The sequence below is a fragment of the Dickeya lacustris genome (assembly GCF_029635795.1).
In the GTDB taxonomy this organism is placed as follows: domain Bacteria; phylum Pseudomonadota; class Gammaproteobacteria; order Enterobacterales; family Enterobacteriaceae; genus Dickeya; species Dickeya lacustris.
In genome coordinates, this window is record NZ_CP114280.1 from 749,826 (window position 1) to 767,005 (window position 17,180).

Here is a 17,180-nt window from a genome sequence, read left to right on the forward strand (position 1 = left end):
AACCATGCACACCCCAACGCCGTCAGGCGAAGCCAAAATCAAAACCCGCCGTCGGCTCTCGCCGTTTTGGCTGCTGCCGCTGGTCGCGTTACTCATCGCAGGCTGGCTACTTTATACCAACCAGCAAGAACGAGGCGCGACGATTACGATTGATTTTGTCTCGGCAGATGGCATTGTGCCTGGCCGCACCCCGGTACGTTATCAGGGGGTGGAAGTGGGCACGGTGCGCAGCATAAAACTCGGTGATGACCTGCGCACCATTCAAGTCATCGCCAGTATTCGCAACGACATGAAAGAGGCGCTGCGCAGCTCGACACAATTCTGGCTGGTGACGCCCAAGGCTTCGCTGGCCGGTGTTTCCGGGCTTGATGCGCTGGTTGGCGGTAATTACATCGGCATGCTGCCCGGCACTGGTTCGCCCTCTCGCCACTTCGTTGCGCAGGATACACAGCCTAAATACCGGGTAAATAGCGGCGAATTATTGGTGCATTTGCGGGCAGACGACCTGGGTTCACTGAATATCGGCTCACTGGTGTATTTTCGTAAAATCCCGGTCGGAAAGGTATATGACTATAGCGTCAACCCGGATCATCGCGGAGTGGTGATTGATGTGTTGATCGATCGCCGCTTTACCGCACTGGTTAAAAAGAGCAGTCGGTTTTGGAATATCTCAGGCCTCAAAGCTGACGTTAGCCTGAGCGGAGCGACAATTGAGATGCAAAACCTGTCTGCATTGGTCAATGGTGCCGTGGCCTTTGACTCACCGGAACAGGGAGACGCCGCGCCAGCCGACCAAAGCTACGACCTGTACCCGGATTTAGCGCAAAGCCAGCGTGGGGTACAGATAACGCTGGATTTACCTTCCGGCGATGGTCTGCACGCCGGGCGTACCCCGCTGCTGTATCAGGGGCTCGAAGTCGGTACATTGCAACGTTTATCACTAGGCGACAATCAGCGTGTGACCGGCGAGCTGATTGTTGACCCATCAGTCGTCCCTTTATTGCGCGAACAAACACGCATCGAACTGGCGTCACCCAGGCTCTCATTGGCACAAATGAACCTGCCCGCCCTGCTGGGCGGCACAACATTCACGCTGATCCCCGGCGACGGCGAGCCCAGACAGCATTTTGCCGTGGCAGATGCCATGCAACAAGCGTTACAACAACCCGGCGCACTGCGCATTGAACTGACGGCCAGCCAGAGTTATGGCATCGACAGCGGCCAGCCGGTGATACTGCACGGCGTGACAATCGGCCAGATAGTACGCCGCACCCTCGGCGATAACGGCGTGAATTTCACCGCCGTCATTGACGGCCACTATCGCCATTTACTGCACCAGGACAGCCAGTTCATCGCCAGCAGTCAGGTCAATGTCAAACTGGGGCTGGATGGCGTACAGGTGCTGGGCGCCAGCGCGCAAGAGTGGCTCAATGGCGGCGTGACGGTACTCCCTGGTCGCAGTGGCGAGCCGCAATCCCGCTACCCGTTATATAGCGATAAAGAAAAAGCCAGCGCTGGCGTTACCGGCGCCTCGCTTGCGACAACGCTCACGCTGCAAACCGACAGCCTGCCGGATATACAAGAAGGTTCGCTGGTGCTGTATCGCAAATTCCCGGTGGGCGAAATCACGCGTATTCGCCCGGATGCAGAATGGTTCACCATTGATGTCGCCATCCGCCCCGAATACCGTAAGTTACTGACGGCGAATAGCGTTTTTTGGGCCGAAGGCGGCGCGAAAGTACAGCTCAATGGTGCCGGTTTAACGGTACAAGCCTCGCCGTTGAGTCGGGCCCTGAAAGGCGCTATCAGTTTTGATAATGTTGACGGTGCCGCCGACGTGCAGGCCGCCCGACGGCCACTGTACAGTAACGAAACGGCAGCTCGCGCAATCGGCAGCCGCATTACGCTTCGCACGTATGATGCCAGTAAGCTCTCTGCCGGTATGCCCATCCGTTATCTCGGCATTGATATCGGTCAGCTCGAATCACTGAAACTCTCCGAGCGGCGCGACGAAGTGCAGGTACAAGCCGTGCTATACCCTGAATATGTGCGCCACTTTACCCGTACCGGCACGCGTTTTTCCGTTGTCACGCCGGAGATTTCCGCCGCTGGCGTCAATCATCTGGAAACCTTGATTCAGCCCTACATTAATGCCGATCCGGGCAACGGTGCCCAGACGCGTAGCTTTGAGCTGCAAAAAGCCACCATTTCAGATTCGCGCTATCAGGATGGGCTCAATATCAGCGTAGACACCGCTGAAGCGGGTTCGCTACAGATAGGGACACCGGTGCTGTTCCGGGGCATTGAAGTCGGGACGGTGACTGGCCTGACGCTCGGCCCGTTATCCGACCGGGTATCGGTGGCATTACGCATCAGCAAACGTCACGCACAACTGGTGCGTGACAACTCGGTCTTTTGGCTGGCCTCGGGCTATAACTTACAGTTTGGCTTAACCGGCGGCGTCATCAAAAGCGGTACGTTCCAGCAATTTATTCGCGGTGGTATCGCTTTTGCTACACCACCGGCAACGCCATTAGCCCCCGCCACGCTTCCCGGCAAACATTTCCTGTTACATAACGAGGAACCGAATGGCTGGCGTGACTGGGGCACCGCGCTGCCCGAACGTTAATTCCTCACCTCACCCGTGCCGCAACGCTCACCCGCACCATGCGGGTGAGCCGCATTCCTTCATCACGCCTCAAATCACACCCGAATATGATAAAATCCCGGCTTCGATTGTTGTTGTAACGGAAACCATACCGTGACCAAGGCCACTTCGTCTTCTGCTCTCAAGCCCGAATTTCTCAGCATGATGCAAGCCATCATGCCTGCTCATCTTGCTATGGATGATTTCATCGCCGCCTGCCAGCGCCCGCTGCGGCGCAGTATTCGCGTCAATACATTAAAAATTAGCGTCGCGGAATTCCTGGAGCGGGTGACGCCATACGGCTGGGAATTACACCCCATCCCATGGTGCCAGGAGGGGTTTTGGCTGCAACAAACGCACGATGATACTCTGCGGCTGGGCAATACCTTAGAACACCTCTGCGGCCTGTTTTATATTCAAGAGGCCAGCTCGATGTTGCCTGTCAGCGCGTTATTCATGCAGACGCCGCATGACGCCGAGCCTGACGAAAAGCCTGACGAAAAACGTGTGCTGGATATGGCGGCAGCGCCGGGGTCAAAAACCACGCAAATCGCAGCACATCTTCACAACCACGGCTTGATTGTTGCCAATGAATACTCGGCGAGTCGGGTCAAGGTGCTACATGCTAATTTGCACCGCTGCGGCGTCAGTAATACGGCGCTGACACACTTTGATGGCCGGGTTTTTGGTGCCGCGCTGCCTGACACTTTCGATGCCATTCTGCTCGATGCGCCCTGCTCTGGTGAAGGCGTGGTTCGTAAAGACCCGGCGGCCATGAGCCATTGGTCGCCTGAAAGCATCGATGAAATCGCCACAACTCAGCGAGAATTGATCTTAAGCGCATTTCACGCCCTGAAACCCGGCGGGGTACTGATTTACTCCACCTGCACCCTCAATCATCAGGAAAATCAGCATGTCTGCCGCTGGTTACTAGACCAGTTTCCAGAAGCCTGCACCGTTGAATCACTGGGCTCACTGTTTCCACAGGCAGAGCACGCGTTAACGGAAGAGGGTTTCTTGCATGTCTTCCCGCAAATTTATGACAGTGAAGGGTTTTTCGTCGCCCGCTTACGTAAAACGGCCCGTGTCCCGGCGTTGCCAGAACCTCGTTATAAGCTTGGTAAACTCCCGTTCACGCCCCTCTCGCCTAAAGACGCCTTGCCGTTACGACAGGCGGCGCAACAACGCGGTTTATTCTGGCATGAACACCAATTACAGCTCTGGCAGCGTGACGATGAAATTTGGTTATTCCCCGTAGCCTTACATCCGCTGCTGGGCAAAATGCGATTTTCACGCATGGGTATCAAACTTGCCGAGCGGATCGGCAAAGGCTACCGCTGGCAGCATGAAGCGATTATTGCTTTAGGCGTCGTCGGGCAAGCGCCGAATCTGGCATTGAATACGCAACAGGTGATTGACTGGTTTCAGGGAAAGGATATTTACCCTGACACGCCAGTTGGACGCGATGAGGTGTTGTTACGCTGGGATCAGATAGCGCTGGGGTTGAGTAAGCCGGTCGGCACTCGCCTGAAGAACACGCTCCCGCGCGATCTGGTGCGTGACGGTGCCGGTATCACGTCGATCTCTGCGCCATCCGCATGAGCGAAACGCCCTGACGCGGTTTTTCGGCTACACTCTCACTCAAGACAACGCTGTACGTTAACGTCCCGGAGGCGTCATGTTCGCACTGGTGATTTTTGTCTGTTACCTCGGAGGGCATTGCGAGAGTCTGGTGGCCGGAACCTATATCAATGAGCCACAGTGCCTGAGTGCCATGGAAGAACAGCAAATACGAAATGGCGGCTGTTTTCCGCTGGATGAATTCCATCACGGATATTGGCGGCCCGCTCACGAATACCGCGACCGCCAATAACCCAACCGACGCCAATATACCGGCGTCGCCTCGCTTGCGCTGCCTTCACCGTGCATCAGTAATCACCATGCCATCAGTAATCACCGCGCAAACGGTAATCACCGCGCAAACGGTAATCACCGCACAATGAGCAGTCACCGCAGAATGGGCAATGACGCGCCAACCGCCATTGCCCTTGCTGGTACGTATAAACAGCCGATGACGCATTACTCACGGTGAGAATGGCTTACCGTGAGAGTGACCCACCGTTAGAATTTAACCCACTCATCGTCGGCAGCATGGGGTTTTGCCGCCTTCGCCGCACCAGGTTGAGCGCCTTTTTTCTGTCCCGGTTTACGGGCTGCGGGTTTTGCCAGCAGCAATGGCGACGCCTCGCGGCTATGCCGGGATGACTGTTCGTGGGAAGACGGCCCATAAGAGGAGTGCTCGTGGAAGGCGTGTGAGTCATGACGCTCATCGCCCAATTGGAAAATAGACACGGTGTGCGACAACCGCTGGGCCTGTTCCTCCAGCGAATTCGCCGCTGACGATGACTCCTCAACCAGTGCGGCATTTTGTTGTGTCGTTGTATCAAGCTCAGACACAGCCTGGGCAATTTGTGAAATACCTCGGCTTTGCTCATCCGAGGCTGAAGCAATTTCACCCATAATATCAAAAACATGCGTCACTGAACGTACAATGTCCTGCATGGTTTGACCGGCCTCATCAACCAAGGCGGAACCGGCATTCACCCGAGAGACCGACTCATGAATCAACCCTTCAATTTCCTTGGCGGCCTGTGAACTGCGCTGGGCCAGATTGCGCACCTCGCTGGCAACCACGGCGAACCCCCGTCCCTGCTCCCCGGCGCGGGCAGCTTCGACGGCAGCATTCAACGCCAGAATATTGGTTTGAAAGGCAATGCTGTTTATCACCGAGGTAATTTCCGAAATACGTTTAGAGCTCCCGGAAATGTCATCCATCGTTTTCACAACATTACTGACGATCTCGCCACCTTTTATCGCATTTTGTGAGGCTTCTGACGCCAGTTGAGAAGCATGATGCGCATTCTCCGAGTTCTGCTTCACGGTGGAGGTTAACTGCTCCATACTGGCGGCGGTTTCTACCACAGCGGCGGACTGTTGCTCTGTGCGCGAGGAGAGATCACTATTCCCGGCGGCAATCTCCGCTGATGCCAGCGTGACCTGACCAACACCTTCACGAATATCGCGAATCATCGTGCGCAATTTTTCATTCATCGCCGCCATCGCGCTAATCAACATCCCAAGCTCATCGCGGCGTGTCGAGTGGATAGACGAGGAGAGATCGCCATTGGCTATCCGCTCGGCAATCGACAGACCCTGTTTAATCGGCGTCACGATTTGCACCGAGATGCGCCACGCCATCATGACGCCCAGCAAGATAACGGCAAGGCTGGTTAACATCATTTTGGTTTCAGATGAACGGGTCGTCTGTGCAGAATTGTCGAGTTGCTGATTAAACAGGCCAGAAACGTCGGTATTCAGTTTGTCAGCCGCCACGCCCATTGCCTGGCCTGCGCTATTTTCCTGCTGAAAAGCGGCAAGATAGCCCGGTGCAGACTGGCGATATTGCAGGAAATAATCCCAGCTACCTTTTAACCACGTTTGCATCTCCGTGGTAAGCAGACTGTTTTTTTCCTTGATGAGCTTTTCAGCTTCATCAATGCTTTTCAGCGTAATGGCTAATGTGTTGGTCGAGGGGGCCAGCAGCAAATCATGGGACACATCACGAATATCAGCCAGACTTTGCCCAAGTTGAAACAAAAGCACTTGCGCATCAGCGGTAATGGTGCCGGTCGTATTCCATTTACGATAAAAATCATTCAGCACACGCTCACTCTCATCCTGACTGATTTTTAATCCCGCCTCATCGCGCTTCTTACTGGCAGCCACAAACGCATCGCGCGTTGCGCGGTAGTTTTTTAAATCCTGAGTAATTTTATCAATATCATCAACAATTTCCTGTCCATTCCCCATATTTTTAGCCTGGCGGAGAATGTCCTCCATCTTATTCAATAATTCACCATTCTTCTCAATGAAACTGTAATCGTGCGTGTACTGAAATTGAATACGCAACATGCGCGCCTGTGCCAATGTTGCATTGAGTTGATTAGTAATAGCGGCGTTATCATTATTTACTGAAATACTGCGAAATCCAAATATCCCCGAGACCAATACGATTAATGAGAGTAATAATACTGAGCCAAATCCTAGTGATAATTTTGTAGCCAGCTTTATATTTTCGTATTTTCCAGCCAAAATGCTCATAGCGTCACCTATTTTTAACTATTGTGGTTCAGTCGCAGCCGTTATTCCGGTCATGCAGCCATGATGGATAAAATATCGCTATATCATCATAAAAAATGAGGGCATCTCTTCCTGACATCTCACGGTTCTCGGCACGGATACGGTATTCACCAACCGGGCACCGTGCCAAAACGGTCATCATCGCCAGCGACCAGACAGGGCGAATACCGCATCACCACAACACAGCAATAGCAAAAGAGAGCAACAGCAAAAGAGAGACAGCAGCATACCTTTGCTTTTGCTATCACGGGCCGTCCCTGCCATTACCCACAAAGAAGTATCACGCTCTTTTTAATGTAGTTTACAAATAGAAAAAATAAACAGTAAATAGTTAGATGAGTATCACAAGTCATTTCAACAGATAAAAAAATCTGCGACAGCCATCATTTAATATAAATATATACTGATGAAACCTATGACCAGAAACAATAAAGTTGAAAATAAAAACATATTTCCCAATTATCAGCTAAACTGCGCCTTGCATACGCATATCGCAAACCATACTTGATGTGAATAACACACAAAAAGTGAAGAGTGAATAGACAGATAGATAACAGATGGACAGATAACAAATAGATGAACCGCTGCCATGACAGCCACAACGGACTGTTGGCCCTTCAGCAGAGAGAGCTGCCAGAGACATTCACCGAAGAAAAGATAGCGCAGCACGCAAACTCAGCTAACAGAATAACGGCCACTTCCCCGGCCCATTATTTCAATTACCGGGGAAGACAACACCGCAGAGAACATCAAAGACTGGGCGTTAGCGTCAAAACCACCACCCCACGCGGCGTCACCTCTTCGACACCACATTGAAATTGCAACCCTCCGCCATCAACCTGCATTCTGCGACCGGGCAGTAATGCGACATCGTAGATATCATTTTTACCGTCAATGTCTAGCAGCCAGCGACCGTTGCTGATGCTGGTCACATCCGTATCCACCAACCAACATGCCGCACTGCCCTCAACCCATTGCGGCGCATGTACGCCTTGTGGAATAAATTGCGCATCAATTTTCCACTCCCCCGCCGGATGTAACTTGCCCGTCTTTAACACATAGCGCGGCATGAGGCAGATAGTCTCATCGGTGATGTCAACGCTCTCGGCCTCCGAACGCGGCGAGCCTTTTCCCGTCGCCAGCCAGGCCAGAGACACCCCGGTATCCAGCGCACACGTAACCACAACGTCACCGGGAAAAAAGTCACGTCGAATCCAGGTACTTATCGTGCCTGGCGCAATCCCTAACAAATCGCCCAGCTCTTTTTGCGTACTGAACCCATAGGCATCCAGCATGCGGCGCAATACCGCTTTTCCGCCAGAGGACAAAATCTGTTCATACAGGGCTTTGCCTTTCAGAGGCGTTTTCGGCGGCGCAACATTTGCATTTGCAAACTCACCTGTCATTAACCATCCGGCATCAGCACCGGTATCAAGCGCACACTTTAAGACAATATTACCCGGCACGTTCCCTCGCTGCACCCAATTACTGATGGTATTAGTCGGTATATCCGTTGTTTCACTCAGTTCCTTCTGAGTCTTAACGCCATAACTTGACATGATCCGCTCAAGTACGGAGGCCGCAGACACGGCACTACTATTTGTATTCAAAAACACCTCACGAGTATTTACATATACACGTTACGTGTTTTATAGTGTCTACACAGCACATGTAACACCATAGAACACCTTGGCCCGGGGGAGATATTGCTTTATGTCTGATGAGATTTCAATTCCATCACTCATTTCTGAGGATAATCCTACGTCTGCACCGCTGGCTGCCTTGGCAAACACAGCACAACCGGCGGTGATACAACGGCCTCATGCTATACCTGATAATCACGCTAACGCTTTCACAGGCTTGCAAAAACAGGTCACGGTCTATGGGGTGATAACCGCCGCCACAGGCTTGACCAGTAATAACGTATCACACAAAAAGAGACGCAGTATGTTAATCCATACGCAAACGTCAACTCATTTTGCAAATGCAAAAATAAATTTCAACCGTTCTGTATCACGTTACGGTAAACAGACAGGCAATCTTCATCACCACGGTCTTATTCGGTTTCACGCTGGCGTGCGTATCGCACCGCGTAACGGCAAAACATTGAATTCGAAAATGCGAATATCGCAACCTGACACACCATGCCAGCCCCTCGTTGTCGCGCAACAACCGGGAGGGTGTCGATGAAAATGCATTATGCCTTTACCACCGATCACTTGCTGGCATTGCCGCCGCATTTGCGAGCGCTGATCGGAAAACACTTTGCAGACTCACGCTGGGCGCAGACAAGGCGCTTTTATCAACAGTTGACGGAGCGTTACCGGCGCACACTGTGCTTTCACGCGGCGCTGCACCAACGTTGGTGTAGTTATCAGCTTGAGGAAATGGATGAAATGGCTCGCGAGCGGCTCGTCAACGCCATGAACGAACTGCGCCATGCGTTCTGCGGCGATGACAAGCCGGCCTCGCTGCTCACCGCCGTGCGAACGCTTCGCCTGAGCGAACGGCGCACGCTGTTTTTCCATGCGGGATTGACCACCCGGGAATTTGACCAGCCGCTCAGACGGCTTGAGGAACAAGACTGTCTGTGGTCAGGCCCGCTGAGACAGGCGCAGGACGAGTTAACGCGCTTATTTGCCGATGCCCCCGAGGTGCTGACCAACATTCGGCCCGAGCATTACTTGTCGGAATAAGCCGCGCAGTAACGTCATCCTGAGCGGTACGTTACCGGCCATAAAACAGTCATCACCTATTTTGATTGACCGAATACCAGCAACAGGCGGCTTTCAGGCTGCCGGGATTGTTACACCTTTACGCCAGGAAAATTCAGGAACATACAGGAACATAGATGAAAAACACCCCTAAAAACACGGGACGGCAGCACGACAGAGATCTCGCGCTGGCCCACCGCTTCAGTGAGCATTTAGCGCAGTTGGCCCAGCATGCCGGGCGAGAAAATCTCTCTGCTGACGAGTTGGTCACACTGTTAGAGCAAGAGGCCGAAAAAATCCGCCACCACCTGTGGGAGACACACTGATGGCCGACAGTATGGATATCTCTCAGGAGCAACAAGCGTTATTGCTCGATGCCCAGATTGCCAAGGCACGCCGAACCACGCCGCTTATCGCCGCCCACGTTTGTGAGGATTGTGATGCACCGATTCCAGACGCTCGCCGCCAGGCTATCCCCGGAGTGGTTTGTTGCGTCACCTGTCAGGAAATTCGGGAACATCAGCAGCGCCACTACCGTCCTGGGCTCTGACCGGCTGTCGCAGTATCGGACTGATGCGCCGTACTGCGACACCGCTGCGGCTTTTCGCTTTTTGCGCACGCTCTTTTTGTTTAACCGATGGCGATACTCACTGCATGACCCAGATAACACTCGCACCGGCTATCTCACGCCCTCATTGCGTCACCACACCCCGGTGCGCAGGCTCTTCGGGTCAATAATATGCAAGCAGAAACCGCATCCGCTATATCCACCACCGATAATGGCGAAGTACACGGCTGGGCCTACAGCTGGAATACACCACGCCTGGCGATTGCGGGCGAATCGGTGCGCTTATCGCCATCCATGCTGCAACAGGGCCAGGCAACGCTATACCGGCTGGCGAAATTACCGCGTTTTCTCGCCCAACACTTTCGCCGCCGCTTTGATTATCTCGACCAACAGCGCGGCGGGCAGGCTGCGTTTCACTATCTGCTGGCGGTGCTAGAGCGCCGCTTATTACCCCGTGTTGACATCGTCATGGCGCAACACCAGATGGACACCGCACGCTGCCCGGCATTACTCAGCGAAAGTGAATACTACAACCAGCTCCCCGACATGCCGGATAAATTGCTCACGCGTTTTGCCGCCAGAATGGCCATGCACATGCATGATGCCTATAACGCCAGTTGCGACCGATACCAGCAGGCAAATCCGGCAACATTGCTCGGTGAGGATATCCAGTCGCAGATTTATCGCCAACTGGCAGCACAAGCGCGGGCCCTGCACGTCATGCCGCTTCACTGGCAAGCGGTGCAACGTCGCACCCTGACGCTCGAACAGGCGTTTGCCGGTATTGTCAGGCTGGTTAATGCCAGATGGTGGGAGCGCCAGCTAAAAATTCAGCGCAGTCGCTGGCGTGAAGCGTTATGGATAGCCAGTGGCGAGGTTAGCCGCGCAGCCGCGCCATGCCTGAGCCGCCCGGCGATGCTGGAAATTCACACTCGTCGTCTGGCAACCGTCGATTTTTTGAAAAGCCGTGAACTGGAAAACACCCGTAACGGCGAACGGCTTGATTTACATGCAACCATGATGTCAAGCATTGCCAATCCAGCCATCCGCCGTATGGAATTAATGACCCTGCTGGCAGGCATCGAACAATACGCCCTGCAACACCACCATATCGGGATGCTAATCACGCTCACCGCCCCCGGCGCTTACCATCCCACTCGCACCCATAACGCCCGTCAGGTGCTGACCAATCCTCGCTGGCAACCAGAATGCCCTACGCCAAAAACGACCCAGCACTATCTGGTCAGGCAATGGGGGAAAATGCGTACCGCCTTTAAAGATAAAGGGCTGCGCGTTTATGGGTTACGGGTAGTAGAACCCCATCATGATGGTACGCCGCACTGGCATTTGATGCTTTATTGCGAACGCGCGCAACGCCAGGCGATTCTCGACATAGTACGGCGCTATAGCCTTGGGGATAACGCGCCCGCCGCGCCGACCAAACGGCAGTTTGACTGCAAACATATCAACCGGGGAGGGGCGACGGCGTATGTCGCAAAATATGTCGCCAAGAACCTTGATGGCTACGCGCTTGACGGCGAACGCGATAATGAAACCGGCAAACCGCTGCGTGAAATAGCCGCGCGCGCCTGCGCCTGGGCATCGCTGTGGCGTATTCCGCAGTTTCATTTTATTGGCTTGCCGGGCATTGGGGTGTACCGCGAATGTCGGCGCATTCGCAGCCGCTCCATCAAAGAAGAGTTAGGCGAGCAAGCTGAAGCCGTAAGAGTAGCGGCGGATCGTGGAGACTTTGCCCGCTACATTGAAGCGCAAGGAGGAACCAATGTTTCCCGAAAACAGCAATCCGTACGCATTGCCAGAGCAGCCAACGGACGACGCAATCCTTATGACGAACCCCTGGTTCGTACCGTTGGCATCATTGCCACCCAAGCAGGCGGCGAGCGGCTATTTCCTACCCGCCCCGATGAATGGCGCATTGTGGCGAAGACGACTGAAAACGACAGCGCGCGCACTTCACCAGCGCGCCGTCCTTGGAGTTCTGTCAATAACTGTGGAAACAAGACGGAATCGAGCTGTACATTTAGCGACATTGTTCGTCATCCATCAGCAAGATTAACCTATTCACAACGCGACTATCTGGCCTCATTACGCCCACGTTTAGGGCAGCTCGGCATTGAAACCTCACGCTGGGAACGGGAGGCGCTGGCGCGGGGAGCCCAGGTAAAAATTAATGGTCAACTGCTTGATGAATTTAGGAATAAAGCTATATCGGCTTTTGATGAAAAGCGCATGATGACCTCACAGGTTATGCACTTATGGGTTGACGAATACCACTGAATAAAATACTGTATATAAATACAGTCTCACAATGGAAGAGGTACCGTGGAACAGACTGAAAACAGAGACCTGACCTTGTCAAGGATTAGATTAATTGCTGATATGTCTTTGATATCACAATGCAACCCTGAAGAGATGAAAATAGCCATGTCGCTCATCGCCGAGTTATCTCACGGCGAGATGGCGATAGAAGATTATTTTCAATTTCTGACGCACAGCGGTGATGGACAACGGCTGAAGGCATGGTTCGAACAACATTTGTTGTGAGGAATTATGATGAGTGATGATCCAAAGGAAACGTTCTGGCACCTGACAAGGCACGCTGGTCGAATTGATGGATATTCTCTGTGGCGACGATGCCAGACAAATACACAGCAGCTTATTTTTTATAAATTGATAGATAATACCTTAAATAATTTGTGTTGCAGGAAAGCGACATGAGCGCAAATACCCAGGCACTGAACATGTTTCATCGCCGACAGTCACTCGCGCCAACCCACCTCAGTGCAACCAGGTATACAGAATAAAGGTTAAGAACACCCAGCAGGATACAGAGACATTCAGGATACAGAGACATTGATGTAAAGAGCATACCTGACCCAGTGCAAACCTGTTTTTAAATGATCTTTTACACAGCAACGGCAACACGGAATTAAGGATATCTGCCCATGTAAAATGGATTTGCGTTAGTTAAGCGTGCTGCCTGTCAGTGATTGACCGGCAGAATGAATACACCATTACATCGTTACAGGATTGCCGGGAATAATCACAAGGTAATAATTTCACTTTGTTATTTTCGTGGCTAAAGCGTTATTTCCCGGTAATCCTGCACATATTGCCATTTTTTATTTTGCGCGCAGCACTGTCTCTCTCGTCTTTTATTTCCCGCGCTATTGCACTTTGCCATATACGCCATACGCCATACGCCATACGCCATACGCCATACGCCATACGCCATACGCCATACGCCATACGCCATACGCCATACGCCATACGCCATACGCCATACGCCATAACGACACACCACCTGTTGTTGTGCTGTCCAGCGAACAACTGACCACAATTGCCGCACGATGTAATACACCGCAGGATGATAAAACGCAGCCGTCTACTTTATTCGGTTGCCACTGCTGCGCCCGACGCTGGTCTGGCTATGTTCCCCCTGAAAGCGATACTCGTACCGGTTAAACGGTAATAAATATCGCGGTTTAAAAGGTTCTGTATGAAAGTTTATGCCCATCAGGACGACACCCTGGATGCTATCTGCTATCGCCACTATGGCCGAACACAGGAAGTCGTCGAAGCGGTACTGCTCTCAAACCCCGGACTGGCCGACCTCGGTTCAGTATTGCCACATGGCACGGCCGTTGTGCTGCCGGATATTGCTGTATCCAACACTCAGGAAAGTATCAACCTCTGGGAGTAGCGCCAGCCAACCTGACAATATCGACTCAGGCGCTCGCCGTTTCTATGCACACCAGGAACCCCATCTATGCAAAAACCACAAAGCCTTAAACTTGCGCTCACGACAGCACTGCCGTCGTTAAGCACGCAATTTCAATTCCGCATTCAGGATGGCGAAATTGCAGCGCTGCAAGAACCATCTCTCTCTTTTGAATACCGCTATCAACTGCTACTGACACTGAATAACTTCGCCGATAACCCGGACACGCTCTTCGTCACCTTACTGCTGTGGGTGCGCCAGAATCAGCCGGAATTACTGACACGAGACAGTATTCGCCAACAGGGTATCAGCTTCACTATCGACCATAACCCGGATGGTTCATCCAGCGTATCGATAAGGCTGAAATTGACAGAACGTATCCGCGTTCGCGAGGAGAACCAAACACTGAACGTCAATTTCGAGCCTGAGCCACAGCCGCCCAAAGCGGTCACTCGCCCGACATCGCTGTACATCGGCGGAGAGCTCGTCAGTCAATGGCGCAGCAGCTAGCGCCCGCCTTGTCGCCAGACTCAGCGGTTATCTCACGCTGTGCGAGCGCTCTTGCTCACACAGGGACTAACGTTACCGATACCCCACCAGGCTTTTCAACCCCGGAGAAGACGGCAACACGTTGTCGCCCTCGCTACACAACACCGGGATATTGTTTGCCCTTGTGGGAAAACGCATGCTTCTACCCATGAATACATACGAATATCTCTCCGAAATCCAGCGCGCGCTGCGCAACCTGATCCGTATTGGCGTGATTACCGACGTCGATACCAAGCAGGCTCGTTGCCGCGTGCAGACCGGTGGCATCGTCACCGGATGGCTCCACTGGTTGTCTCGCCGTGCGGGAAGTTCCCGAGAATGGTGGGCGCCATCGGTGGGTGAACAAGTATTAATTCTTTCTATTGGCGGTGAACTGAATAGCGCATTCGTCTTACCCGGAATTTATAGCGAGCAACACCCTGCCCCATCCACATCCGCAGATGCCTGCCATATCCATTTCCCGGATGGCGCCATCGTGGAATATGAACCAGCAACCAGTGCGCTGAAAGTCACTGGCATCAAAACGGCCACGGTCGTGGCATCCGACTCCGTCACTGTCACGACCCGTAATGTCACCGTTAACGCCAGCGAACGCATTCGTCTGGATACGCCGGAAGTGCTCTGTACTGGAAAGTTGATTGTACAGCAAGGCGGTAGCATCACCGGTAGCGTCACCCATTCCGGGGGCAGCTTCAGCTCCAACGGCGTGGTGGTGCATACCCATCAACACAGCGGAGTGAAAGGTGGTGGCGATACCACAGGAGGACCGTTATGACCCGTGTATACACCGGTATGAACCGTAATACCGGCTTGCAATTGAACGAACTGGAACATTTGCGCCAAAGTGTGCGCGATATTCTGACAACCCCACAAGGCAGCCGTTTGATGCGCCGTGACTACGGTTCACTCCTCTCCACACTCATCGACCAACCGCAAACGCCAGCCCTCAAATTGCAGGTTCAGGCGGCCTGCTATGTGGCGCTGTTGAAATGGGAGCCGCGTTTAACGCTAACGTCGATTTCCATGGAAAGCCATTATGACGGCCAGTTGATTGTGGATATTTCCGGCTATCTGTCTGACAGCGGTAGCTCGCTTTCATTAACCATTCCCGTGAGTTGAGATCATGCCAATTATCGATTTAAGTCAATTACCCGCCCCCAGCGTGGTCGAAACGCTGGACTATGAAACCCTGCTGGCAACCCGCAAGGAAACGTTGCTATCGCTTTACAGCGCAGAGGAGCGCGAAGCCATCGCCCGCGCGCTGACGTTAGAATCAGAGCCGCTGGTTAAGTTATTACAGGAAAACGCCTACCGAGAGTTATTACTGCGACAGCGTATTAACGAAGCCGCCAAAGCCGGTATGTTGGCTTTTGCCCTGGGCAACGATCTTGATCAGTTGGGGGCCAATGTTAACGTGACCCGTTTGGTCATCACACCGGCAGATACCACCACCGTGCCGCCTACCGCTGCCGTGCTGGAATCAGATACCGATTTTCGTTTACGTATCCAGCAAGCTTATGAAGGGTTTAGCGTCGCCGGTTCCATCGGTGCCTACCAATTTCATGGCCGCAGCGCCAGCGGGCAGGTTGCAGACATCTCGGTCATCAGCCCCGGCCCGGCGCAAGTTCTGGTGTCAGTGCTGTCGCGCGAGAAAGACGGCGCGGCCAGCGATGCGCTGGTTGCAACGGTCAATGCCGCCTTAAATGCCGAGGATGTGCGTCCGGTTGCCGACCGTGTCACCGTCAAATCCGCAGTGATAGTGCCTTACGATATCAGCGCCACGCTCTATCTCTATCCGGGCCCCGAAGCCGAACCCATCCGCGCGGCCGCCGAGAAAAAACTCCAGGCTTACGTCAACAGCCAGCACCGCTTAGGCCGTGATGTTCGTCGTTCGGCCATCTACGCCGCCTTGCATGTTGAAGGTGTACAGCGCGTCGAGTTAACGCGCCCGGCCGCAGATATCGTGCTGGACAATACCCAGGCCTCCTTCTGCACCGGTTATACGTTAACCCTGGGGGGCACCGATGAGTAAAAGCCCTTTGTTACCACCGGGCTCCTCGTCGCTGGAACATCATGTTGCCGTTACAGGAGCCAGTCTGGAGCAAGTGCCTATTCCATTGCGCCAGCTTTGGAATCCCGACACCTGCCCGACCGAATTACTCCCCTATCTGGCCTGGACATTATCCGTTGACCGCTGGGACGAAAGCTGGTCTGAAACGGTCAAGCGCAAAGTCATTAAAGATGCCTTTTTTATTCACCGTCACAAAGGCACCATCGGGGCGCTACGGCGCGTGGTCGAACCACTGGGCTACCTGATTCGGATTAAAGAATGGTGGCAAACGGGCGATACGCCCGGCACGTTTCGCCTGGATATCGGTATTCAGGATTCCGGGATCACCGAAGAGTCGTTTCAGGAGCTGGAGCGCCTGATTGCCGACGCCAAACCCGTTAGTCGCCAGCTGCTGGGGTTAAATATTAATCTTGATAGCCAAGGCAGCGTTTCGATAGGCGCAAGCTCTTACAGCGGCGATGAGATGACCATTTATCCTTACTTCCCTGAAACGATCAGTGTTTCTGGTGATACTTACACCGCCGGGGCCGTTCATCTTATCGATGAGTTGTCTATCTCCGCAGGCTGAATGACCGCCCGCTAACAAGCCAGCTTCGCTGGCTTTTTTTACGCATCGCGTTCTCTTACTGTTGTCCTGCCGCTCTGCAAGCCCCAGACAGATGCGCGGCCCCCTTCACCCACGCATACTG

Annotated in this window: 18 protein-coding genes; 15 read left to right on the forward strand and 3 right to left on the reverse strand. The window is 53.2% G+C overall.

What is annotated here, in order from left to right:
- Positions 1-4 precede the first annotated feature (4 nt).
- From O1Q98_RS03360 to O1Q98_RS03370, 3 genes are all read left to right on the forward strand, one after another.
- Entirely contained in the window at positions 5-2,629 is a 2,625-nt protein-coding gene (locus tag O1Q98_RS03360; RefSeq protein WP_125259220.1) for a PqiB family protein, read from the forward strand.
- Positions 2,630-2,809: 180 nt separating this feature from the next.
- The gene (gene rsmF / locus O1Q98_RS03365; protein WP_423201730.1) at positions 2,810-4,249 is read left to right on the forward strand and encodes a 16S rRNA (cytosine(1407)-C(5))-methyltransferase RsmF; all 1,440 of its coding nucleotides are present in this window, start codon (positions 2,810-2,812) and stop codon (positions 4,247-4,249) included.
- 76 nt (positions 4,250-4,325) lie between these two features.
- Positions 4,326-4,520, forward strand: a complete 195-nt coding sequence (locus O1Q98_RS03370) for a YdfD/YebW family protein (RefSeq protein WP_125259218.1) — start codon at positions 4,326-4,328, stop codon at positions 4,518-4,520.
- Between the two features lie 248 nt (positions 4,521-4,768).
- On the opposite strand, the gene O1Q98_RS03375 is transcribed toward O1Q98_RS03370, so the two are convergent.
- Both O1Q98_RS03375 and O1Q98_RS03380 read right to left on the reverse strand, forming a co-directional pair.
- The gene (locus tag O1Q98_RS03375) at positions 4,769-6,808 is read right to left on the reverse strand and encodes a methyl-accepting chemotaxis protein (RefSeq protein ID WP_125259217.1); all 2,040 of its coding nucleotides are present in this window, start codon (positions 6,806-6,808) and stop codon (positions 4,769-4,771) included.
- Between the two features lie 788 nt (positions 6,809-7,596).
- Positions 7,597-8,406: a helix-turn-helix domain-containing protein gene (locus O1Q98_RS03380; RefSeq protein ID WP_205744249.1), complete on the reverse strand. Its 810-nt coding sequence runs from the start codon at positions 8,404-8,406 to the stop codon at positions 7,597-7,599.
- Positions 8,407-8,560: 154 nt separating this feature from the next.
- On the opposite strand from O1Q98_RS03380, the gene O1Q98_RS03385 reads away from it, so the two are divergent.
- From O1Q98_RS03385 to O1Q98_RS03410, 6 genes are all read left to right on the forward strand, one after another.
- Positions 8,561-9,037, forward strand: coding sequence for a hypothetical protein (locus O1Q98_RS03385; RefSeq protein WP_125259216.1), 477 nt, complete (start codon positions 8,561-8,563; stop codon positions 9,035-9,037).
- Complete coding sequence (locus tag O1Q98_RS03390) at positions 9,034-9,543, forward strand: replication protein B (protein WP_125259215.1); 510 nt, start codon at positions 9,034-9,036, stop codon at positions 9,541-9,543. Before O1Q98_RS03385 ends, O1Q98_RS03390 begins: the two co-directional genes overlap by 4 nt.
- Positions 9,544-9,698: 155 nt before the next feature.
- On the forward strand, positions 9,699-9,887 hold the full coding sequence (locus O1Q98_RS03395; RefSeq protein WP_125259214.1) for a DUF2732 family protein: 189 nt from the start codon (positions 9,699-9,701) through the stop codon (positions 9,885-9,887).
- Positions 9,887-10,111 carry a TraR/DksA family transcriptional regulator gene (locus tag O1Q98_RS03400; protein ID WP_125259213.1) on the forward strand — a complete coding sequence of 75 codons (225 nt, stop codon included), beginning with the start codon at positions 9,887-9,889 and terminating at the stop codon, positions 10,109-10,111. The genes O1Q98_RS03395 and O1Q98_RS03400 overlap by 1 nt, the downstream gene beginning before the upstream one ends.
- A 189-nt stretch (positions 10,112-10,300) precedes the next feature.
- Positions 10,301-12,427, forward strand: coding sequence for a replication endonuclease (locus tag O1Q98_RS03405; RefSeq protein WP_125259212.1), 2,127 nt, complete (start codon positions 10,301-10,303; stop codon positions 12,425-12,427).
- A 45-nt stretch (positions 12,428-12,472) separates the two neighbouring features.
- Positions 12,473-12,694 carry a hypothetical protein gene (locus O1Q98_RS03410; protein ID WP_125259211.1) on the forward strand — a complete coding sequence of 74 codons (222 nt, stop codon included), beginning with the start codon at positions 12,473-12,475 and terminating at the stop codon, positions 12,692-12,694.
- A gap of 623 nt (positions 12,695-13,317) precedes the next feature.
- Here O1Q98_RS03410 and O1Q98_RS03415 read toward each other — a convergent pair.
- Positions 13,318-13,449 carry a hypothetical protein gene (locus tag O1Q98_RS03415; RefSeq protein WP_269975665.1) on the reverse strand — a complete coding sequence of 44 codons (132 nt, stop codon included), beginning with the start codon at positions 13,447-13,449 and terminating at the stop codon, positions 13,318-13,320.
- A 200-nt stretch (positions 13,450-13,649) separates the two neighbouring features.
- On the opposite strand from O1Q98_RS03415, the gene O1Q98_RS03420 reads away from it, so the two are divergent.
- The 6 genes from O1Q98_RS03420 (at position 13,650) to O1Q98_RS03445 (ending at position 17,059) form a co-directional block, all read left to right on the forward strand.
- Positions 13,650-13,853 (forward strand): tail protein X, encoded by a 204-nt coding sequence (locus O1Q98_RS03420; protein ID WP_125259209.1) that lies wholly within the window; start codon positions 13,650-13,652, stop codon positions 13,851-13,853.
- Between the two features lie 66 nt (positions 13,854-13,919).
- Positions 13,920-14,381: a phage tail protein gene (locus tag O1Q98_RS03425; protein WP_125259208.1), complete on the forward strand. Its 462-nt coding sequence runs from the start codon at positions 13,920-13,922 to the stop codon at positions 14,379-14,381.
- 187 nt (positions 14,382-14,568) lie between these two features.
- Entirely contained in the window at positions 14,569-15,195 is a 627-nt protein-coding gene (locus tag O1Q98_RS03430) for a phage baseplate assembly protein V (RefSeq protein ID WP_125259207.1), read from the forward strand.
- The gene (locus O1Q98_RS03435) at positions 15,192-15,539 is read left to right on the forward strand and encodes a GPW/gp25 family protein (protein ID WP_125259206.1); all 348 of its coding nucleotides are present in this window, start codon (positions 15,192-15,194) and stop codon (positions 15,537-15,539) included. Before O1Q98_RS03430 ends, O1Q98_RS03435 begins: the two co-directional genes overlap by 4 nt.
- A 4-nt stretch (positions 15,540-15,543) precedes the next feature.
- The gene (locus O1Q98_RS03440) at positions 15,544-16,452 is read left to right on the forward strand and encodes a baseplate assembly protein (RefSeq protein WP_125259205.1); all 909 of its coding nucleotides are present in this window, start codon (positions 15,544-15,546) and stop codon (positions 16,450-16,452) included.
- Entirely contained in the window at positions 16,445-17,059 is a 615-nt protein-coding gene (locus O1Q98_RS03445; protein WP_125259204.1) for a phage tail protein I, read from the forward strand. Before O1Q98_RS03440 ends, O1Q98_RS03445 begins: the two co-directional genes overlap by 8 nt.
- Positions 17,060-17,180 lie beyond the last annotated feature (121 nt).